23 protein-coding genes are annotated in these 18,904 nt (G+C 60.6%); 5 read left to right on the plus strand and 18 right to left on the minus strand.

The annotated features are described in order from the left end of the window. Positions 1 to 16: 16 nt before the first annotated feature. From spoIIIAE to G485_RS0118710, 6 genes are all read right to left on the minus strand, one after another. Positions 17 to 1,270, minus strand: a complete 1,254-nt coding sequence (gene spoIIIAE, locus G485_RS0118685) for a stage III sporulation protein AE (RefSeq protein ID WP_027093772.1) — start codon at positions 1,268 to 1,270, stop codon at positions 17 to 19. 30 nt (positions 1,271 to 1,300) lie between these two features. Next, positions 1,301 to 1,690: a stage III sporulation protein AD gene (gene spoIIIAD / locus G485_RS0118690; RefSeq protein WP_027093773.1), complete on the minus strand. Its 390-nt coding sequence runs from the start codon at positions 1,688 to 1,690 to the stop codon at positions 1,301 to 1,303. 32 nt (positions 1,691 to 1,722) lie between these two features. Next, positions 1,723 to 1,926: a stage III sporulation protein AC gene (gene spoIIIAC / locus G485_RS0118695; RefSeq protein ID WP_019007235.1), complete on the minus strand. Its 204-nt coding sequence runs from the start codon at positions 1,924 to 1,926 to the stop codon at positions 1,723 to 1,725. Positions 1,927 to 1,941: 15 nt separating this feature from the next. Continuing rightward, complete coding sequence (spoIIIAB, locus tag G485_RS0118700) at positions 1,942 to 2,460, minus strand: stage III sporulation protein SpoIIIAB (RefSeq protein WP_027093774.1); 519 nt, start codon at positions 2,458 to 2,460, stop codon at positions 1,942 to 1,944. Further along, positions 2,453 to 3,589 (minus strand): stage III sporulation protein AA, encoded by a 1,137-nt coding sequence (gene spoIIIAA / locus G485_RS27305; protein ID WP_051318400.1) that lies wholly within the window; start codon positions 3,587 to 3,589, stop codon positions 2,453 to 2,455. Before spoIIIAA ends, spoIIIAB begins: the two co-directional genes overlap by 8 nt. Positions 3,590 to 3,687: 98 nt before the next feature. Beyond that, entirely contained in the window at positions 3,688 to 3,951 is a 264-nt protein-coding gene (locus tag G485_RS0118710; RefSeq protein WP_027093775.1) for a YqhV family protein, read from the minus strand. A gap of 207 nt (positions 3,952 to 4,158) precedes the next feature. On the opposite strand from G485_RS0118710, the gene comA reads away from it, so the two are divergent. Together comA and G485_RS0118720 are read left to right on the plus strand one after the other, a co-directional pair. Further along, complete coding sequence (gene comA / locus G485_RS0118715; protein WP_027093776.1) at positions 4,159 to 4,977, plus strand: phosphosulfolactate synthase; 819 nt, start codon at positions 4,159 to 4,161, stop codon at positions 4,975 to 4,977. A 123-nt stretch (positions 4,978 to 5,100) separates the two neighbouring features. Further along, on the plus strand, positions 5,101 to 5,559 hold the full coding sequence (locus G485_RS0118720; RefSeq protein WP_027093777.1) for a DUF441 domain-containing protein: 459 nt from the start codon (positions 5,101 to 5,103) through the stop codon (positions 5,557 to 5,559). A gap of 163 nt (positions 5,560 to 5,722) precedes the next feature. On the opposite strand, the gene G485_RS0118725 is transcribed toward G485_RS0118720, so the two are convergent. The 5 genes from G485_RS0118725 to G485_RS27310 form a co-directional block, all read right to left on the minus strand. Further along, positions 5,723 to 6,976, minus strand: coding sequence for an aspartate kinase (locus G485_RS0118725; protein ID WP_027093778.1), 1,254 nt, complete (start codon positions 6,974 to 6,976; stop codon positions 5,723 to 5,725). Positions 6,977 to 7,106: 130 nt separating this feature from the next. Then, a complete protein-coding gene (gene efp, locus G485_RS0118730) occupies positions 7,107 to 7,664 on the minus strand; it encodes an elongation factor P (protein ID WP_027093779.1) in 558 nt (185 codons plus the stop codon). Positions 7,665 to 7,698: 34 nt separating this feature from the next. Next, positions 7,699 to 8,772, minus strand: a complete 1,074-nt coding sequence (locus G485_RS0118735) for a M24 family metallopeptidase (RefSeq protein WP_027093780.1) — start codon at positions 8,770 to 8,772, stop codon at positions 7,699 to 7,701. A gap of 19 nt (positions 8,773 to 8,791) precedes the next feature. Beyond that, positions 8,792 to 9,241 carry a type II 3-dehydroquinate dehydratase gene (aroQ, locus tag G485_RS0118740; RefSeq protein ID WP_027093781.1) on the minus strand — a complete coding sequence of 150 codons (450 nt, stop codon included), beginning with the start codon at positions 9,239 to 9,241 and terminating at the stop codon, positions 8,792 to 8,794. Positions 9,242 to 9,356: 115 nt separating this feature from the next. Next, a complete protein-coding gene (locus tag G485_RS27310) occupies positions 9,357 to 9,953 on the minus strand; it encodes a YqhR family membrane protein (protein ID WP_051318401.1) in 597 nt (198 codons plus the stop codon). 247 nt (positions 9,954 to 10,200) lie between these two features. Between G485_RS27310 and G485_RS0118750 the strand changes: the two genes are divergently transcribed. After that, positions 10,201 to 11,085, plus strand: a complete 885-nt coding sequence (locus G485_RS0118750) for a DUF1385 domain-containing protein (RefSeq protein WP_420805803.1) — start codon at positions 10,201 to 10,203, stop codon at positions 11,083 to 11,085. A gap of 86 nt (positions 11,086 to 11,171) precedes the next feature. Next, complete coding sequence (locus G485_RS0118755; protein WP_027093783.1) at positions 11,172 to 11,501, plus strand: hypothetical protein; 330 nt, start codon at positions 11,172 to 11,174, stop codon at positions 11,499 to 11,501. Positions 11,502 to 11,558: 57 nt separating this feature from the next. Here the strand turns inward: G485_RS0118755 and G485_RS0118760 are convergent, their stop codons facing one another. The 3 genes from G485_RS0118760 to mntR all read right to left on the minus strand — a co-directional run bounded on the left by G485_RS0118760 (position 11,559) and on the right by mntR (position 14,237). Continuing rightward, the gene (locus G485_RS0118760; RefSeq protein WP_240489203.1) at positions 11,559 to 12,545 is read right to left on the minus strand and encodes a globin-coupled sensor protein; all 987 of its coding nucleotides are present in this window, start codon (positions 12,543 to 12,545) and stop codon (positions 11,559 to 11,561) included. Positions 12,546 to 12,685: 140 nt separating this feature from the next. Continuing rightward, positions 12,686 to 13,669 (minus strand): patatin-like phospholipase family protein, encoded by a 984-nt coding sequence (locus tag G485_RS0118765; protein ID WP_027093785.1) that lies wholly within the window; start codon positions 13,667 to 13,669, stop codon positions 12,686 to 12,688. Between the two features lie 145 nt (positions 13,670 to 13,814). Next, positions 13,815 to 14,237: a transcriptional regulator MntR gene (gene mntR / locus G485_RS0118770; protein WP_027093786.1), complete on the minus strand. Its 423-nt coding sequence runs from the start codon at positions 14,235 to 14,237 to the stop codon at positions 13,815 to 13,817. A gap of 154 nt (positions 14,238 to 14,391) precedes the next feature. Between mntR and splB the strand changes: the two genes are divergently transcribed. Further along, positions 14,392 to 15,468: a spore photoproduct lyase gene (gene splB / locus G485_RS0118775; RefSeq protein WP_027093787.1), complete on the plus strand. Its 1,077-nt coding sequence runs from the start codon at positions 14,392 to 14,394 to the stop codon at positions 15,466 to 15,468. 28 nt (positions 15,469 to 15,496) lie between these two features. Here splB and G485_RS0118780 read toward each other — a convergent pair whose 3' ends face one another. Genes G485_RS0118780 through G485_RS0118795 form a run of 4 tightly spaced genes read right to left on the minus strand, consistent with a single transcriptional unit; the run spans position 15,497 to position 18,792 of the window. Further along, positions 15,497 to 16,207: a cytochrome c biogenesis CcdA family protein gene (locus G485_RS0118780; RefSeq protein WP_027093788.1), complete on the minus strand. Its 711-nt coding sequence runs from the start codon at positions 16,205 to 16,207 to the stop codon at positions 15,497 to 15,499. A 16-nt stretch (positions 16,208 to 16,223) separates the two neighbouring features. Then, on the minus strand, positions 16,224 to 17,024 hold the full coding sequence (locus G485_RS0118785; protein ID WP_027093789.1) for a metal ABC transporter permease: 801 nt from the start codon (positions 17,022 to 17,024) through the stop codon (positions 16,224 to 16,226). Positions 17,025 to 17,031: 7 nt separating this feature from the next. Then, the gene (locus tag G485_RS0118790; protein WP_027093790.1) at positions 17,032 to 17,799 is read right to left on the minus strand and encodes a metal ABC transporter ATP-binding protein; all 768 of its coding nucleotides are present in this window, start codon (positions 17,797 to 17,799) and stop codon (positions 17,032 to 17,034) included. A gap of 48 nt (positions 17,800 to 17,847) precedes the next feature. Next, complete coding sequence (locus G485_RS0118795) at positions 17,848 to 18,792, minus strand: metal ABC transporter substrate-binding protein (RefSeq protein ID WP_156922485.1); 945 nt, start codon at positions 18,790 to 18,792, stop codon at positions 17,848 to 17,850. Positions 18,793 to 18,904: the final 112 nt, after the last annotated feature.

Consider the following 18,904-nt stretch of genomic DNA (forward strand, 5'->3'; position numbering starts at 1 on the left):
TCCTCCTCTCCGGGGCTCAGCGTAGCATGACCGACGCGTTGCCCGCCGTCAGGATGATCGTCACCGCGAGGAAGAACATCAGGCCTACCGAAGCCAGCGCGGCGAAGACGAAGATGAGCGTTTTGCCGATCGTCTGGAGGCATTGCACGATCGGCGTGTCGCCGAGCGGCTGCAGCACCGCCGCCGAGACGCTGTAGATGAGCGACAGCGTCAAGATTTTGACGGCCGGAAACGCGCACAGAAAGAGCAGAATGACGACGCCCGCGAGGCCCACCGCGTTTTTGACGAGCAAGCTGGCCGACAGCACGGTGTCGGCCGCGTCGGAGAACATGCGTCCGACGACGGGCACGAAGTTGCCGGTGACGAACTTGGCCGTCTTCAGCGCGATGCCGTCGGCGACCGCTCCAGTCGCGCCCTGCACGGACAGCACGCCGAGGAACAGCGTCAGCAAGCCGCCGAGCAGCCCGACGCCGATGCTGCGGAGCAGATTGGCGAGCTGAGTCACTTTGTAGCGGTCCGTAATCGTGCTGACGAGATGCAGGACGGCCGAGAAAAACAGCAGCGGAAAGACGATCAGATGAATCAAGGTGCCCACCGTATGGATCATGAAGACGATGAGCGGATGAAGCACGGCGACCGTCGTAACGCCTCCCGTGCTGGCGAGCAGCGTCAGCAGCAGAGGCACCATGGCGAGCATGAACTGCACCATGTTGCCGATCGCCTCGGCGGCGTACTGGGTCGCGCTGCGGAAGCTGTTGACGGCGATGACGAGCAGCACCATGTACGCGATCGCATACGCGACCTTGCTGACCGCATTCCGCTCGAAGGCGTTCTGCATCGTCTCGAGAATCATCGTGAACACCGCAAGCATGACGATGGTCACGACCAGCTTCCCGCTGTAGAGCACTTCATGCAGGAAAAATCGGATGAGCCCCGTCAGCGCGCTTGACAATTCCCAACGTTCCCCGGAGGGGAACATCAGCTGCCGGAGATCGGGCGCCTTCCCTTCCGGAAAGTAGCCCCCGTATTCCCCTCTCAGCTTGTTCCAAAATTGCTCGATCTGCCGCATGTCGACGTCTTCGGCTTGCTGCTTCGCCAATTCGTCCGCGAGTCCGCTCGCGTCCGTACCGGGCGCTGCAGCCTGCGGCGACGGGGACGGATCGGATTCGGCGAAGACCGCCGACGGAAGCCAGGATAGCAGAAGGGCGGAGAGCAGAAGCACCAGCGACGCGAGACCCGCTCTTCGATTCGGCGGAAGCTTGAGGCGCATGCGCTTCACCCCCCCTTCCGCAGCCGCGCTTCATGCCGGCATCAAATTGAGAACCGTTTCGATAATGACGCTGATGATCGGCACCGCCATGACGAGGATGAGCATCTTGCCGGCGAATTCGATCTTGGACGCGATGCTCTCCATGCCGGCGTCCCGGACGATCTGGGCCCCGAACTCGGCGACGTAGGCGATGCCGATAATTTTGAGCATCGTCTTCAAATACACGGAAGGAATGCCCGAACGGTCCGCAAGCTCCTCCAGCACCGAGACGACGTTGTCGATCTTGCCGATCAGGGCCAGAAATATCGCGACGCCGACAAACGCGGAGAGCAGAAAGGCGAACATCGGCTTCTGCTCCCGGATGACGAGAATGAGCACGGTCGTTAGCAGCCCGATGCCGACAATCTGGAGAATTTCCACCGCTCTCACCTGCCATGATGGTCGCTAACCGTTCACTGAAACAGAAAGATCGTTTTAATTTCCTGGAAAAGATCGTTCAACAATCTCACCACCATAAACAAAACGACGACGAAACCGATGACAGTGACCCAATGCGCCATATCCTCCTTGCCCATCTGCTTGAGCACGGTATGGATCATGGCGACGATTATGCCGATGCCGGCGATCTGGAAAATCGTGCTGACGTCGATATTCATCGATTCGGCCCCCTACTACATCATCAGGATGACGACCAGGGCGGCCCCCAGCACCCCCAGGCTCCGGCACAGCTTCTCGTACCGCTGCTGATCCTCTCTCGCCGCGGCCTCCTCCGTCTGCAGCTGCAGCATGGCAAGGCGGACATGCTTCAGCTGGTCCTCCCTGCCGCTCCCGCCCAGCGTGCCGCCGAGCCGCAGCAGCGCCTCCCGCTCGCCGCCGCGCATCGCGGTCGACGGCCAGCCGGATGAGAACGTGTTCTCCCAGCTCTCCCGCACCGTCACGCCGGTTCCCGCCCGAAGCTCGGCGGCAATCGCCGCGAACATTCCGGCGAGCGGGGGAGGAATGGCGAGCGAAACCCGATGCAGCGCGTCCGGGAGCGGGGTTTGCCCGTAGCCGATCTCCGTCTCAAGCCGCTGGAGCGCGTGCAGCAAATAGCGGATTTGCCTCGGCCTCTCGGCGAACCTTGCCGCTTGCAGGTAGCCGATCATCGTCCCGGCGAACAGCACCAGAACCGCTCCGAGCAGCTTAAGCATGGCCCTCTCCCTCGCCTTCGAGCCGATCCGGAGATCGGATCGGCGGAAGCGGCCGGGCTTTGATCGCGGTTTCCAGCGCCCCGCCCGCCGACCGGGAAGCGGCCGGAGCCGGCGCAGGGGCAGGGGCGTCCCGCGGCGCGGCGGCCCATTGCCGCAGCCCCCGCCGCCGCGCCTCCTCCGCCTCCAGCGCGCCGTACACCCGATGCTCCACACGCCCGCCGGCTCGCGACAATAGAACGTAGGCCCCGAACACGCCTTCGCGGGCGAGCAAGGCGAGAACCGGACGGTTGAACACGTCGGACAGATCCGACGCGTGCGCCGTCGCCAGCACCCGAACGCCTGCATGAAGCGCCTCCCTGAGCGCGTCCGCGTCCTCGGGCCGCCCGATCTCGTCGACGACGACGACTTCCGGCGACATGGAGCGGACGAGCATCATCATGCCTTCCGCTTTCGGGCAGGCGTCGAGCACATCGGTGCGGGGGCCGAGGTCGAACGTCGGCACCCCCCGCTCGCAAGCGGCGATCTCCGACCGTTCGTCGACGATGCCGACCTTCCGGCCCCCCCAGCTTCGGGCCGAAGGATCGTTCCACTCCCCCGAGCTGACGGCTCTCGCCAGATCGCGCAGCAGCGTCGTCTTGCCCTGCTGCGGAGGCGAGACGATCAGCGTGTGGCGGACCGTTCTCGCGGCTTTGTCCAGCAACGCGGGCAGCAGCCGGGCCGCGCAGCCGGGCCGCGCCCGGGCGATGCGCACGTTGAAGCTGGTGACGTCCCGCAAATGCCGGACCGCCCCGCCTTCGAGCACGGTCCGGCCGGCCAGTCCGATCCGGTGACCCCCGGCCACCGTCACATAGCCCCGTCTTAACTCCTCTTCCACCGCATATAGCGAATGATCCGTTACTTTTTCCAGCAGCGCCTTGCAATCTTCCCGGCTCGGCTTGTACCCCGCGCGATAATCGTCGGCGACGGAGCCGTCGCCCCGCACGAACGCGAAGCGGCCTCCGTACCCGATCTCCAGCGGGCGGTTCTCCCGGATGCGGATCTCCTCGAGCGTCTCGAGCACGGCATCCGGCAGCCCGGACAGCAACGATCTCAGTTGATACGGCAACCATTCAAACAAGACGGGCGGCATCGGGATTTCCCCCTTTCCCCGAGACGAAGTCCATAGCTGATTCATATGTATGCTTGGACGATATTTTTATGCCTGCTTGGCCCTTCCCGACCGTGCCGTCACTTCTTCAAAATGCCGATCAGCAAACACGAGACGCCCGCCGCCACCCACAAAAAGCGCATGGGAGACAGCTTGTCCGACAGCCCGACCAGCCCGATCGTCGTCGTCGTCAGCAGCACCAGCGGTCCGACCAGCGCCAGCATGGAATTGACGACCAGCGCCTTCTGGATATCGTTAAACTTCAGCATGACGATTGCGGCGGTAATCTCTAGGCTTCCGGAGACGATGCGTAGCAGCGCCATGCTGAACACCGTTTTGTCCATTTGTCGCCCTCCCCCCTTTCGGCCCAAGTTTGTCCGTGTTCTACTCTATGCTTCCGGGCCGGACAACTTTCCCTTTTTCCCCTGACCGCTCCTGTTCGCCCTTGCCTCAAAGGGCACCCGCCCAAGCCGGCGCGCATATATTGCCGTTGCATAGCTTACCGGACGCCTTGGACGGTAAACTCAACTTCATACGAGGAGAGTTGCAATATGGAGACCAAAATCGACGCGTCATGGCCGGCGGCGCTGCGGGACCCGAGCGAATCGCGGAGCGGCAAGCCCCGCACTTCCGGCATGACGATGGTCATCGACAAGGGGCTCGGTCCCCACGCGTTCGCGGACTTGCTCGCCACCGCGGGAGATTATATCGACTTCATCAAGGTCGGCTTCGGCACCTCGCCCCTCTATTCGTACTCGCTCATCCAAGACAAAATCGCGAGGGCGCAGAGCGTCGGAATCGCCGTATTTCCGGGCGGAACGCTGCTGGAGGCGGCGGTCAGGCTCCATGAGGAAGCCGGTTTTTTCGCGGCGGTGCTGGAGCTCGGATTCGACGGCGTGGAGATCTCGGACGGCACGATCGAGCTGAGCCGGCAGCAGCGGGACGGTCTCATTCGGGAAGCGACGAGGCGGGGCTTGCGGGTGTTTACCGAGTACGGTAAAAAAACGTCCGGTTCGCGCATCGTTCTGGACGACTTGCGCCGGACGATCGAAGCGGACCTCCAGTGCGGAGCGGAGTTGGTGACGGTCGAGGCAAGGGAGTCGGGCGTCGGGGTCGGGCTCTACGACGAGAAGGGCGGCTGCCGCGAAGACGAACTTCGCATGCTGCAGCGCCATTTGCCGGACGCGGGCAAGCTGATGTGGGAAGCGCCCCGGAAGGACCAGCAGGCGGCCCTGCTGACCATCCTCGGGCCGGAAGCGAATCTGGGCAACGTCGCGCCCCAGGAGGCGCTGTCGCTGGAGACGATGCGGCGCGGCTTGCGCAGCGACACGTTCGGCCTGCACCGGTCGATCTCTCATTATGTAATTTAAAGCGGCGGCAGGCGAGCTTCCCGCGGCGTTCTAAGCGGGGGGCTCGTTCCGTATTCTGATAAGGAGGCAAATCGCGCCTACGAATTTCCCGGACGCCGTTCCGGCCTGGAGGGCATGCTATCCATGAACGGGGATTTGGTGCTTGTCGCGCTTATCATTATCGGATTGATCGGGCGTTCTCCGATCATCACGACCGCTGCTTGCGTGCTGCTCATCGTCAAGCTTGTCCATCTGGAGCGGTACTTGCCCTCCATCGAGCGGCGGGGGCTGGAATTCGGGCTGCTCTTCCTGACGCTGGCCGTGCTCGTTCCGTTCGCGTCGGGGAAAGTTCAGGTGAAGGACGTGCTGGGCGCCTTTACGTCCTGGACAGGCTGGGTCGCGCTGCTGGGGGGAGCGGCAGCCACCTATTTGAACGGCAAAGGCCTGGAAATGCTTAAGGTCGATCCGCAGCTCATCGTCGGGCTCGTCATCGGCTCGATTGCCGGCATCGTGCTGCTGCGCGGCATTCCCGTCGGTCCGCTTATGGCGGCCGGCATTACGGCGTTCATTTTGAAAATTCTCCAGCTGTTCACGAATAAATGAGCGTAATTTGGAAAAAAGCGGATGCATCTTGGCGCACTTGATGGACACTCGCCTGAAAATGAAGAAATGGCGACGTAGGGAGTGTATCCCTGCATCGCCATTTCTCAAATCAGACTGAGATTGATTTTCTAGCTTACAGCGCTCAAATGCGCCGCTGCCCTGCTTACCGGCGTTCTTGAGGACCGCCGACGAATGCGGCTTCCGCCGTGTCGAGGCCGTAAGCGGTGTGCAGCGCCCGGACGACGTCCTGCAGCGGCTCCGCCGCGATGACGCAAGAGCATTTGATCTCCGACGTGCTCACCATCTTGATGCTGACGCCCTGCTTGGAGATGACGTCGAACATCTTCGCGGCCACTCCCGGATTCGACACCATGCCGGCGCCGACGATCGACACTTTGACGAGCCCTTCCTCGAAGGAAACGTCCCGATAGGGCACGACGCTGCGAATGTTCTCGATGACGGCCATCGCCTTCGGACGATCGGAGAGCGACAGCGTGAACGAGAAGTCCGCCTTGCCGTTCTGAACGCCGCTTTGAACGATGATGTCCACGTCGATGCCTTCCTGCGCGAGCGCCCCGAATACGTTCGCCAATACGCCCGGCACGTCCTCCACTCCGAGAATGCTGATGCGCGCGACGTTCTTGTCGAATGCGATGCCGCTAACGACGACTCCTTGTTCCATTGCCGCTTCCTCCCTCACGAGCGTTCCTTCATTCTGGGTAAAACTCGAACGTACGACGAGACGCACTTGATTGTGCTTCGCGTATTCGACGGCGCGCGGATGCAGCACCGCCGCGCCCAGATGCGCCAGCTCCAGCATCTCGTCATAGGAGATGACATCGAGCTTGCGCGCGCATTTGACGACGCGGGGGTCGGTCGAATAGACGCCGTCCACGTCGGTGTAAATCTCGCATACGTCCGCTTGCAGCGCCGCCGCCAGCGCGACGGCCGTCGTATCCGATCCGCCGCGGCCGAGCGTCGTGATCTCGCCGTCTTCGGTCATGCCCTGGAAGCCCGCGACGATCGCGATATCCCCTTCGTCCAACGCAGCCAGCAGACGCTTCGGCGCAATGTCCGTAATGCGCGCTTTGCCGTGAACGGCTTCCGTCGAAATGCCCGCCTGCCATCCGGTAAACGATCTGGCGGCATGGCCGAGCTTATGAATGGTCATCGCAAGCAGCGCCACGGATATTTGCTCGCCGGTCGTGAGCAGCATATCCATCTCCCTTGCGGGCGGCTCTGCGTTCAATTCCCTGGACTTATCGATCAGATCGTCCGTCGTATCTCCCATCGCGGACACGACGACTACGACTCGGTGGCCCTGCAGCTTCTTGTCGACGATCCGCTGCGCCACGCGCTGCATCCGTTCCGTCGTACCCACGGAACTGCCGCCGAATTTCATTACGATTAACGACAACGCGGTTTCACTCCCCGATAAAACTTCTGCATACAGCATTATATTATAGCATAAGTCGGATGGCCCAGAAATGAAAAAAATCCTCGCCGCCGCATGGAAATGCGGAGGCAAGGATGGGCTGAGTCCCGTCTTAGGCGCGGGACACGTATTTGCCATCGCGGGTGTCGATCGTGAGCACGTCGCCTTCGTTGATGAACAGCGGCACTTGCACGTTCAGGCCCGTCTCCAGCTTGGCGTTCTTGGTCGCACCGGTCGCGGTGTTGCCCTTGATGCCCGGCTCGGTCTCGACGACCTTCAGGTTGACGGAGTTCGGCAGATTGATGCCGATGATCTCGCCTTGGTAGCTGGCGATGTTCACCGTCATGTTCTCGGTCAGGAAGTTGATCTCCCATTCGAGCTGCTTCTTGTCCAGAGTGAATTGGTCGTAGGTCTCGTTGTCCATGAACGTATACTCGGTGCCGGAGTTGTACAAATATTGCACCGCACGGTTCTCGACGTGCGCGCGAACGACGTTCTCGCCAGCGCGGAACGTCTTCTCGACGACGTTGCCGTTGCGCAGATTCTTCATCTTCGTGCGGACGAACGCGGCTCCCTTGCCCGGCTTCACGTGTTGGAAGTCGAGAACGGAGCAAAGCTCTCCGTCCACTTCGATGGTAAGTCCTGTCTTCAGATCGTTAACGGAAATCACTGCAAAAATTCCCTCCTGTGGAAACGTGGCTCCCCTAATCCAGAACGATCAGTTCCTTCGGCGAGCGAGTAAGTATTTTAATCCCGTCATCCGTCATCACGACGTCGTCTTCGATGCGAACGCCCCCGAAGCCGGGGAGATAAATGCCAGGTTCGACCGTGACAGTCATGCCGGGGGTTAAAATCGTGTCTTCGGTTCTGGACAGCCGGGGCGCTTCATGAATTTCCATGCCGAGCCCGTGACCTGTCCCATGGCCGAAATATTCACCATAACCATACCTTGTAATGACGTCTCTCGTCAAGGCGTCGCCCTCTCGCCCCGTCAGTCCGGGACGGAGATTCTCCAGCGTGTGGAGCTGCGCTTCCAGCACGATGTCGTAAATTTCGCGGTGCTTGGCGCTCGGACGCCCGACCACGACCGTGCGGGTAATGTCCGAGCAGTATCCTTTGTAGTAGGCGCCGTAATCGAGCTTGACGAATTCGTCCCGGCCGATGATGCGGTCGCTCGCCACGCCGTGAGGCAGGGCGGAACGTTCTCCCGAGGCGACGATCGTCTCGAACGACGTGGAGGTCGCCCCGTGGCTCCGCATGAAAAATTCGAGCTCCAGCGCGATGTCGGCTTCGGACACGCCCGGTTTAATAAATGGCAAAATGTGCGAAAACGTCCGGTCCGCCAAATCGGCGGCTTCCTGCATGATCGCGAGCTCGCTCTCGTCCTTGATCATGCGGATCTTCTCCACGGCGCCGCCCGACACTTTCAGCTCGGTGGAACCGAACTTCTCCTTCAAGACGGCGTACGTCGCGTAATTCACGTCCCGCTCCTCGAACAACAGCGAGGAGACGCCCCACTTGCGAAGCAGCCCGGCTACGTCGTCGTACACGTTAGGGCCGTGCTCGACGACGGTAAAACCGGCAGCCTGGGCTGGCGCCTGGTCCCGGTAGCGGAAATCCGTCAGCAGCACCGCATCGCTGGCCGTAACGAGCACGACGCCCGCCGAGCCGGTGAAGCCGGTCAAATACCGGCGGTTGACGCCGTTCGTGACGAGCATCGCCTCCGCGCCCAGTTCGCCGATCGCCGTCCTCAGCTTTCTCACTCTTTCGTTCGGCATGTTCTTCTCCACCTCCTGATCAATTTGCGGTCTCGAGTCCCAGATGCCGGCACAGCGCCCGCAGCCCGAGCTCGTAGCCGAGCGGTCCGAAGCCCGCGATCTGTCCGAGACAGACGGGAGCCGTTACCGACACGTGCCGGAACGCCTCGCGCTTGTGGATGTTGGACAGATGCACTTCCACCACCGGCAGCCCGACCGCGGCCAGACCGTCCCTCAGCGCGTAGCTCGTGTGGGTATAGGCCCCGGGATTGATCAGAATGCCGTCATGGCGCCCGTACGCCGCATGGATCTCGTCCAGCAGCGCGCCTTCGTGGTTCGATTGATAGAAGCTCAGCTCGACGCCCAGCTTGCCGGCGAGCGCCCGCAAGCTATCTTCGATGTCCTTCAGCGTCGACGCGCCGTAAACGCCCGGTTCGCGAATGCCGAGCATGTTCAAGTTCGGACCGTTCAATACCAATATGCTGGCCATATCAAGCTCTCCTCCGTCTCGTCCGCCTCCGCCGCGGCTGCGGCCGAAAGCCCGGCCGGCCCGGCAATGATCGCCAAATTATTGTATCATAGCGCGCGGCCGGTCGACCAGCGGATTAGGAGGCGGGCTGCGGTTCTCTCCCTCCTTGGGACGCTTTGGCCGTCGGCTCCCTTGCGGCTTCGTCGTGATATTCGAAGGCGATGCTGTAGCCGATGAACAGTCCCCAGACGAGATAGAGACAAAGCTCTGCAACAAGGGTCCTCCAGCCGAGCGCAGCCGCGGCCTCGACGGTTCCGGTCGGCGGACCGACGACGTAGAACAGCATCACCCACCACAAGGCGCCGAACGCGATTCCGGGCCACGGACCGCTCAATCGGCCGAAGAAGAGCCAATAGATCAGCCCGGCGAAGACGGACATAACGATGAACAACAGCAAGCCGATCCACTCCCATCCGGCGCTGCCCAGCAAGCTGCGGCGCACGAAAGGATCGGCCAGAAACGCCTGCGGGACCTTCGTAAAATGAAGGCCGACGGCGAACCAGCGAATGAAGCCCCACAGCACGCCGGCGAAAAAGCCGATGAGCATCGAGAATAAGGCGGGATGCGGCGAGGCCTCCTTGCGCAGCGCCGACCTCGCGGTTCGGGGTCTTACCGGCTCCTCCCCGTCCCGGGCGCCGCCGGCGCGATCTTGCTTTTCAGCATTTGGCGACATGTACGTCCCTCCGTTCGTTTGCGGCTCGTTGCGGGTTATTATGAGTCACCCGGGGGACGATTAACCGCCGCATGGGGTCGCTGAGCCTGCGAGCAGCCGTTTCCTGTAGCATTGCGGGCGTTAATCTTGTAAAATAAGGGTAGCTTGGGGAGCCGGCTTCCCCAGAGTTTAAGCGACAGAGAAGGTGATGGGCTTGGCACGGCAAGCAAACGTAGCATACGGAGGACAGGCCGTTATCGAAGGCGTCATGTTTGCGGGACGCCACGTGAACGTAACCGCCGTCCGCAGGAAGAACCAGGAGATCGCTTTCTACGAGGTACCGAGAACTTCGAGTCCGAATATCCTGAAGTGGTTGAAGCGAATACCGTTTATTCGCGGCATCGTCGGCATCGTCGAATCCGCCGCCAAAGGCTCGCAGCATTTGAATTTCTCCGCTGAAGCGTACGCCGAAGACGAGACCTCGCCGGAGGACGCCGCCCCGAAGAAGGAGAAATGGAGCCTGTCGATGATTCTCGGCGTCGCGGTCGTCGGCGTGCTGTCCTTCGTGGTCGGCAAGCTGGTGTTCGTCTCCGTCCCGGCCTTTCTTGAAAGCGAAATCTTCGGACGGGCGTTCGACAATAAATTTTTGCACAATCTTTTGGAAGGCGTTATCAAAATTGCCTTGTTGCTCTTCTATTTGTGGATGATTTCCAAGACGCCGGTCGTCAAGCGGCTGTTCCAATACCACGGCGCGGAGCACAAAGTCATCAGCTGCTACGAAGCGGGCGACGAACTGACGGTCGAGAACGTGCAGAAGCACAGCCGGCTTCACTACCGCTGCGGCAGCAGCTTCCTCATTTTCACCGTGCTGGTCGGCGTCATTCTGTATTCCTTCCCGATTTTCAGCTGGGATTCGGTATGGGAACGCATCTGGATTCGGATCGTCCTGCTCCCGGTCGTCCTCGGCATCTCGTACGAAGTGCTCAAATGGACGAACGCCCTGCGCGACGTTCCCGTCCTGCGCTTCCTCGGTTACCCGGGCTTGTGGCTGCAGCTGCTGACGACCAAAGAGCCGACCGACGATCAGGTCGCCGTCTCCATCGCTTCCTTCAACCGGATGCGGGAGCTTGACCGCGAGCTTCATCCGGCTTGACCCCGAACGGGCACCGTACGCCTCTCGCGCAAGTCGGGTATATCGGGCAAAGCGGGTGCGGAACATAAACGCGAAGGAGTGATCGTATGCGCAAACGAATCGGTCCGTTATCCGCCATTCTGTTCGTGCTGTTCGCGATCGGAGTCGTGGAACAAATCAGGCAAGGCGCCCGCACGCTGCTTATTCCGGTCGTGTTGATCGCCATCGTGTTCCTTCTGTACAAATTCCCGCCGAGGCGCTTCCGGGCGTCGTCCGATGCGGCCCGATTCCGCAAGGCGGCCGCCAAGAGCCGGCAACGCCGGCCCGTACGGGAGACCCGGCCGGGGCCGGCGGACAAATCGAAGCGCCGCAACGCCCCCTTCCGGGTGATCGAAGGCAACAAGAAGCGGGACGACGAACCGCCCACATACCATTAGATGCGAGAAAATCAAACGCTCCGCATCGGCCGACGCCGATGCGGAGCGTTTATGCTGTCAATGAGTCCGGACGGACTCGACGTTCTGAAGCGTGTCAAGCTCCTGCGCGAGCCGCTCGATCGTCTCGACGAACGCGGCGAGCTCCTGCGCTCCCGCCGCTTGCTCCTGCGCGTAGACGGTCGTCTTGAGCGATTTGTCCTGCACTTGCGACAGCACGTGGGTAATCGACTTCAGCTTCGCGTCGATCGCCTGCAAAGCGTCCTTGGATTGCGTCGCCAGCTTGCGCACTTCGTTGGCGACGACTTGGAAGCCGAGCCCCTCTTCGCCCGCTCGGGCGGCCTCGATGGCGGCGTTAAGGCCGAGCAGATGCGTCTGGTCGGAAAACTCCTTCATCAGCGAACCGAGCTGCTGGATGTTCTCCACTTCGCTGCCCAGCTCCAGAAGCTGCCGGTGAGACTCCTCCTGCGTAACCGCGGTCAGTTGGGTCGTCTCGGCCATTTTCCCGCTGTTGTCGGCAAGCCGCGCGATCATCTTCGTCAAATCCTGGACGGCAACGCCGATCCCTTGCAGCAGCGTCGTCTGGTTGTTCGCCAGCGTCTGGATTTTTTGCTTCTCGTCGTGCTCGTACGCCTCAAGAACGAGCTGGGAATCGAGGTTGAACATCTTGGTGAGCGAATGGACGACGGACGGCCAATCTTCCGTAACGGTCCGGAGATAGGAAGCGGACAAGTCCAAATATTTCAAATAAGTCCCCAAATACCAGTCGGTCGTCAAGCCGATGCGGGAGTGAACTTGTCCGACGAACAAACGCTTGCGGATATAATCTTCGTCCAGAACGCCGTCGGTCATCGACATGTAGTACCAACGCTGGGTCTCCTTCAGCCGTTCGACGGTGCTGTGGCGCGCAATAATGGCCATCAGTTCCTCGGACGACGTGATATGCTCGTACAAGTCGGAGACGAGTCGATCGACGATCCGCTCGAAAGCTTCCTTATGCTGCCGAAGCCGGGCCAAATCCTCTTCGGTTATGCCGATGTAATTCACTTGCTGTTGTCGCCGTGGAGTTAAGGAGATCAAAACAATGGCACCTCTCTTCGATAAGGATGACGTTTGCGGCTCAGGGCCATAACAAATATTATATTCTCTATTCAAGTGGCAAGGAAGAAATATTTTCCTAAGAGCCTCTATTTGAGACGGATTTGCGGAGACGAAGAGCCGGCAACCGGCAGCGTGCCGGTCTGGCGGTCGCATTGCTTGAAGAAGCGGTCCCCCGCTTCCAAGCCCGACTCGTACAGCTTCTCGCTCATCTCCGGCGACAAGGAGAAATCCGCCGTGCCTACGCCGAGCGTGGCGATTTTGATCGTCCGAATCCGGTTATGCTCCTCGATATACCGTTCGTCGTGGGCGTTCAGCATCGTTTCGAACATCGCCTGGAACATGGAGATCGGCCCTCCGATCCGGCGGGCTTTGGCGTCGCGCCGGCCGACCATTTGGAACCCGACGACGGGAAGCGGAGGCTCCTTGCCCGAGTCGTTGTCCCGGTCGAACACCCACAGCGGAAAATTGCTCAGCAGTCCGCCGTCGACGATGTAGGTGGATTTGACTTCGGCCTTCCGCCGCCGCTTGAAATAGCGGTGCCGGTTGGACTGAAGGAGGATGACGGGATCGAAAAAATACGGGATGCTTGCGCTCATGCGGACCGCCTTGGCGATCTCCAGACGAAGCGGATCGATGCCGTATTCCGCGATACCGTCGGGCAGCACGAGAATTTTGCCGTTCGTAATGTCCGAAGCGATGATCCGCAGCTTGCCGAGCGGCAGGTCCGCGAACGTCCGGACGTTCTTGGCCGCGAGCAAGCCGCGAACCCACTCTTCCAGGGCGTCGCCGGAATAGAGCCCTTTTTTGAGAAGCAGGCGCACGGCCGGACCGATGAATCGAACGTTGAAAAAACGGGAACGGCGCAAAAAAGAAGTGAACGGCACCGCTTGAATGGCCCGCTTCATCTCTTCCGCGGTATAGCCCGTCGCAAGCAGGGCGGCTACGATGCCGCCGGAGGACGTGCCCGCCACTTTGTGGAACGACACGCCGTTCAGCTCCGCCGCCCGCACGGCTCCCACTAAGGAAATGCCTTTCACCCCTCCGCCTTCGAACACCCCGTTCACTTTCATCCGGACTCCCCCGTTCGATAAAAGCCGCATCGCTCATCGATGCATCTTATGCGGGGCGCGGCTTTTCCCATAACGCCGGAAGCCGTCTGTCCGAAACCAATGAAAAACGCCTGCCGGCAGGCAGACGTTCGTTCGCGGATATGACTTATTCGTTATCGAGCTCGGCCCGAATCCGAAGCATCGTTTCGCTCCGGTTCTCGTCGCGCTTCAAATATTCGACCAGCGTCTCGATGCAAGTGATCGAGTCCCAGCTCAGATGGTGCTCGATGCCTTCGACGTCCCGGTAAATGTTCTCTTCCTGGACGCCGATCATCTTCAGGAACGTCTCGAGCAGATGGTGCCGGTCGACGAGGCGCTTGCCCATCTTCTTGCCCTTGTTCGTCAAGACAAGACCGCGATACTTCTCATAGATCAAATAATTATCCTTGTCGAGCTTCTGAATCATCTTCGTGACGGAAGACGGATGCACTTCGAGCCCTTCGGCGATGTCCGAGACGCGCGCGTACCCCTTCTCATCGATCAGGCGATAAATGCGTTCCAAATAATCTTCCATGCTCGGGGTCGGCAAAGCGGCTCCCCCTTTCCTCTTTCCTCGCGGTCATAACTCTTAGTATCATACACCGAGCCGAGGAAGAGGGGCAAGTCTTAATCTGGCAAATTACGTCGGATTGCCGGGGAGGCGCGGAACGCAAACTACGGGTACGAAAGGAGTGGACAACCGCATGACCACGCAGACGACGCAGACGACGGAGCCTCCGAGGAAGATTAGAGAAACGCCGCTGTTCGTACCGGAGCTCGTCTATTTCGAGCCCGCTTCACTCGATTATCCGAAGGGACGGCGCATCATGGACTGGGCTCGGGAACGCGGTCTTCCCTACCGGATGACGACTTCGCATAACCGGATTACGGGGCTTCCCGGCGAGACGGAGCTCGAGCAATACAAAATCGCAAAGCGAACGCTTGTCGTCGGCGTCCGCAAGACGTTGAAATTCGACACGTCCAAGCCGTCGGCGGAGTACGCCCTGCCGCTGTCGACGGGCTGCATGGGGCATTGCCATTACTGCTACTTACAGACGACGCTGGGCGCGAAGCCTTACGTGCGCGTTTACGTCAATATGGAGGACATCCTTGGGGCGGCCAAAACGTACATCGAGGAGCGCGCGCCCGAGATCACCCGGTTCGAAGCGGCCTGCACGTCCGATCCCGTCGGATTGGAGCACCTGACCGGCTCGCTCGCCGACGCCATCGCGTTCATGGCGAAGGAGCCGCTCGGCCGGCTGCGCTTCGTGACGAAATTCCACCACGTCGACCCGCTGCTCGGGCTCGATCATCGCGGCCATACGCGCATCCGGTTCAGCGTCAACGCCGACTACGTCATCCGCAACTTCGAGCCGGCCACCTCCCGCTTCGCGGAACGAATCGAAGCGGCGGGCCGCGTCGCGAAAGCCGGCTATCCGCTCGGCTTCATCGTCGCGCCGATCATCTGGTACGACGGCTGGCGGGAAGGCTACGCGGAGCTGCTGGAGAAGCTCGGCCTGACGCTGCCTCCGGAAGCGGCGGCCGATCTGACGTTCGAGCTGATCCAGCACCGGTTTACGCGAACGGCCAAGTCGATCATCGAGAAGCGCTATCCGAAGACGAAGCTGGAAATGGACGAAGCGATCCGGAAGAAAAAGTGGGGGCGTTGGGGACAGCACAAATACGTCTACCCGGACGAACAGGCAGACGCATTGAGGGAATTTCTGACCGAGCGGATCTTCGAGACGTTTCCGGCGGCCAAAATCGAGTATTTCACCTAAGCTCCGGTTTGCCGACAATCGGCTTCGGTTAAAACTTCAGCCATTCCGGCGTAATCCGGTTGAGCCAGATCGTAATGTACGTCATCCGGTCGGTGAACAGCAGCACGCCCATCAAAATCATGAGCGCCCCGCCGATCTTCATCAGCGTGCCCGAATATTTCAGGATCCACCGCGTCGTCCCGATGAAAAATGCGAGCACGAAAAACGGCACGCCGAAGCCCAGCGAATACGCCGCCGTAAGCTGCGCCCAGGTGCCGGGATGGCTTGCGGCGAGCGCGAGAATCGACGAGAGAATCGGACCGACGCAGGGCGACCAGCCCGCCGAGAAGCCGACGCCGAAGATGAAGGAACCGAGGTAGCCCGCGGGGCGCCAGTTCATGTTCATCTTCCGCTCCTTCATGAGCAGCTGCGGCTGGAACACGCCGAGCAGGAACAAGCCCATCAGAATGATCAGCACCGCGGATATTTGGCGAATCGGGTCCTGGTATTCGCGGAACGTGGAAGCGAACGCGTTGGCCGTATAGCTGAGCGTAAAGAAAACGAAGGAGAACCCGAGGATGAAGAAAAACGTATGCGCCATCGTCTTGACCCGGACGTCGCGGCTCGTGTCCGTCTTGAGCTGGGCCACCGAAATCCCGGTTATGTACGATAAATAGGACGGATACAAGGGCAAGCAGCAAGGCGAGATGAAGGAAGCCAGGCCTCCCGCGAACGCGATGCCGACATTCAGCTCGTTCATCGTGCGCCTCCTTTCCTTATACTCTTAATTTACGGGAGCCCAAGGAGACGAGCAGCATCGTGATCAGCAGCAGCACGACCGTGCCTCCGGGGGCGAGGTTCCACACGCCGGCCGCCCATAGCCCGCCGACGACGGCGATCTCGCCGATGACGACGACGAGCGCGATCGCCTGGCGGAAGCTTCTGGCGAGCGCCAGGCCGCAAGCGGCCGGAATCGTAAGCAGCGCGGAGACGAGCAGCGCGCCGACGATTTTGATGGACGCGCTGATGACGAGGGCGGTCAGAATGCTGATCAGGATGTTGAAATAACGGACGGGCAGCCCGCTGACCGAAGCGGCGTCTTCGTCGAACGTAAGCAGGAACAGCTCCTTGCGCAGCAGCAGCACGACGAGCAGGACGACCGCTGTCACAAGAGCGATGACGGCGAGATCGGTATAATCGAGCGTATAAATGCTTCCGAACAAATACGAATTAACGTTCAAGTTGAAGCCTTTGCCTAACGTGAACAAAATCGAAGCGAGCGCGATGCCGCCCGACATGATGATGGCGATCGACAGCTCCGCAAACGTTCGGTACGTTCGCCGCAGCGCCTCGATGGCGAAGGAGGCGACGATCGCGAAGACGAGACCGACCGCCACCGGATAAACGTTGATCAGGAAGCCGAGCGCGACGCCGGCGATGCTGACGTGGGACAACGTGTCCCCGATCATCGCGAGCCGCCGCAGCACAAGGAACAGGCCCATCAGAGGGGCCGTAATCGCAATAAGAGCGCCGCCGATGAGCGCGCGCTGGAAAAATTCCGCCGTCAAAAGATCCAAAGCGAGATTACCCTTCTTTCCGCAAGGTATGCAACAGATCGGTCTCCCCGCAATCCTCGAGATCGTGGGAATGCCGAACATGGAACGACAGCTTCCCGGACGTCTCCTTCGGTTCGTCGCCCAAATAAGAACGGATCATCTCCATGTCGTGCGATACCATAAGAAACGTGATGTTGTGGTGCTGATGCATATGGCGCAGCAGGTGGAAAAAGTTCCGCTGCGTCTCGTTGTCGATGCCGGACATCGGCTCGTCGAGAATGAGCAGCTTCGGATTGTTGATGAGCGCCCGCGCCAGAAACACCCGCTGCTGCTGTCCGCCGGACAACGCTCCGATCCGCTTGTCCGCCAGATCCTCGATTTGCAGCGTCCGAAGCGCATCTGCGGCCCGCGACGCATCCTCCTTCGTCAACCGCCTGAACAGCTTGCGCCGGCCGTACAACCCCGACAGCACCACTTCCCGCACCGTTGCCGGGAACAGCGGATTGAAATGGCTCCGCTGCGGCACGTAGCCGATGAGATGCCAATCCTTGAACCGTTCGATCGGCGTGCCGAACAGCCGAATCTGTCCGTGCTGCGGCTTCGCCAGACCGACGATCATCCGCAGCAGCGTCGTCTTGCCCGCGCCGTTGGAGCCGATCAGGCCGATAAAATCCCGCTCGCGGGCGACGAACGATACGCCGTCCAGCACCTGCTGCGTTCCGTAAGCGTACGATACGTTCTCCAGCGCCACCATTTCCCTGTGACAGGAGACAGGCGCCGCGATTTGCGCAACCATGCGCCTCTCCTCCTTTCGTCCCCGACTCTGTCCGTCCGGCGTTTCTTCTTATTGTAATGCCTTCCGCAGGTTTTGCAAATTTTTATCCATCAGCGTAAAGTAATCGTCTCCGGCCTTTTCCTGCTCGGGCGTCAAGCCCTCGAGCGGATTCAGCACGTCCGTGCCCACGTTCGCTTCCTCCGCGAGCGTCTTGGCCAATCGGTCGGAGACGAGCTCCTCGAAGAAAATCGTCTTGACTCCGTTGTCTTTCACGAATCGGGCGATGTTCAGCAAGTCCTGGGCCCGCGGTTCCGCATCCGGAGACAGCCCCATAATCGCCACCTGCTTCAGCCCGTAATCGCGGCACAAGTACGCGAACGCCTGGTGGGAGACGACGATGTCGTGCCGCGGCAAATCCGAGAGCCCCTCCGCGTACCGGCGGTCCAGATCCTCCAGCCGCTTGCGCAAATCTTCGTAGCGCGCGTCGTACTGCGCCTGGTGTGCGGAATCGGCCGCGACGAACGCTTCGTGAATGTTGGCCGCCATCTTCAGCATCGATTTGGGGCTCACCCACGTATGCGGGTCGACGTCCAGCTCGTGCGCATGATCGCCCTCGCGTTCGTCGGCTTCTTCCGGATTGCCCTTGATCAGCTCGATGCCGCTGCTCGCCTCCACCGTCCGAAGATCGCCGCCGGACCCGACGCCGTGCAGAAAATCGTCTACCCAACCTTCGAGACCCGCACCGTTATAGATGAACAGCTGCGCATCGGCAGCCGTCTGCAAATCGCGGCTCTTCGGCGTCCAGTCGTGCGGCTCCACGCCCGCCGGGATCAGGTTGACGACGCTCGCGTCGTCGCCTCCGATCTGGCTGGCCAAATAGTAAAGCGGATAGAACGTCGTCACGACGCCCAGCTTGCCGTCAGCCGTCTTCCCCGTACCCGCGTTATTGCCGCAGCCGGCCAGCGCCAGCGCCGCCGCGGCGAACAGCGCGAGCCGGATGAACCATCGTTTCATGTCGCATAACAGCTCCATTGTCTTAATCGTATTATTTACGTTTTGGAGTATACCCCGATTGTTCGACGCCTGTCAATAGCCGGACATTGACGGAAAACGAATCGCAGACCGT

This window comes from Cohnella thermotolerans DSM 17683 (genome assembly GCF_000429825.1).
Lineage (GTDB): Bacteria > Bacillota > Bacilli > Paenibacillales > Paenibacillaceae > Cohnella > Cohnella thermotolerans.

What these genes read in the sequence shown, in the direction of transcription:
- spoIIIAE (WP_027093772.1), bottom strand. Translation starts at nt 1,270, where the DNA reads ATGCGCCTCAAGCTTCCGCCGAATCGAAGAGCGGGTCTCGCGTCGCTG.
- spoIIIAC (WP_019007235.1), bottom strand. Translation starts at nt 1,926, where the DNA reads ATGAATATCGACGTCAGCACGATTTTCCAGATCGCCGGCATCGGCATA.
- spoIIIAB (WP_027093774.1), bottom strand. Translation starts at nt 2,460, where the DNA reads ATGCTTAAGCTGCTCGGAGCGGTTCTGGTGCTGTTCGCCGGGACGATG.
- spoIIIAA (WP_051318400.1), bottom strand. Translation starts at nt 3,589, where the DNA reads ATGCCGCCCGTCTTGTTTGAATGGTTGCCGTATCAACTGAGATCGTTG.
- G485_RS0118710 (WP_027093775.1), bottom strand. Translation starts at nt 3,951, where the DNA reads ATGGACAAAACGGTGTTCAGCATGGCGCTGCTACGCATCGTCTCCGGA.
- comA (WP_027093776.1), top strand. Translation starts at nt 4,159, where the DNA reads ATGGAGACCAAAATCGACGCGTCATGGCCGGCGGCGCTGCGGGACCCG.
- G485_RS0118720 (WP_027093777.1), top strand. Translation starts at nt 5,101, where the DNA reads ATGAACGGGGATTTGGTGCTTGTCGCGCTTATCATTATCGGATTGATC.
- G485_RS0118735 (WP_027093780.1), bottom strand. Translation starts at nt 8,772, where the DNA reads ATGCCGAACGAAAGAGTGAGAAAGCTGAGGACGGCGATCGGCGAACTG.
- aroQ (WP_027093781.1), bottom strand. Translation starts at nt 9,241, where the DNA reads ATGGCCAGCATATTGGTATTGAACGGTCCGAACTTGAACATGCTCGGC.
- G485_RS27310 (WP_051318401.1), bottom strand. Translation starts at nt 9,953, where the DNA reads ATGTCGCCAAATGCTGAAAAGCAAGATCGCGCCGGCGGCGCCCGGGAC.
- G485_RS0118750 (WP_420805803.1), top strand. Translation starts at nt 10,201, where the DNA reads ATGTTTGCGGGACGCCACGTGAACGTAACCGCCGTCCGCAGGAAGAAC.
- G485_RS0118755 (WP_027093783.1), top strand. Translation starts at nt 11,172, where the DNA reads ATGCGCAAACGAATCGGTCCGTTATCCGCCATTCTGTTCGTGCTGTTC.
- G485_RS0118765 (WP_027093785.1), bottom strand. Translation starts at nt 13,669, where the DNA reads ATGAAAGTGAACGGGGTGTTCGAAGGCGGAGGGGTGAAAGGCATTTCC.
- splB (WP_027093787.1), top strand. Translation starts at nt 14,392, where the DNA reads ATGACCACGCAGACGACGCAGACGACGGAGCCTCCGAGGAAGATTAGA.
- G485_RS0118780 (WP_027093788.1), bottom strand. Translation starts at nt 16,207, where the DNA reads ATGAACGAGCTGAATGTCGGCATCGCGTTCGCGGGAGGCCTGGCTTCC.
- G485_RS0118790 (WP_027093790.1), bottom strand. Translation starts at nt 17,799, where the DNA reads ATGGTTGCGCAAATCGCGGCGCCTGTCTCCTGTCACAGGGAAATGGTG.
- G485_RS0118795 (WP_156922485.1), bottom strand. Translation starts at nt 18,792, where the DNA reads ATGAAACGATGGTTCATCCGGCTCGCGCTGTTCGCCGCGGCGGCGCTG.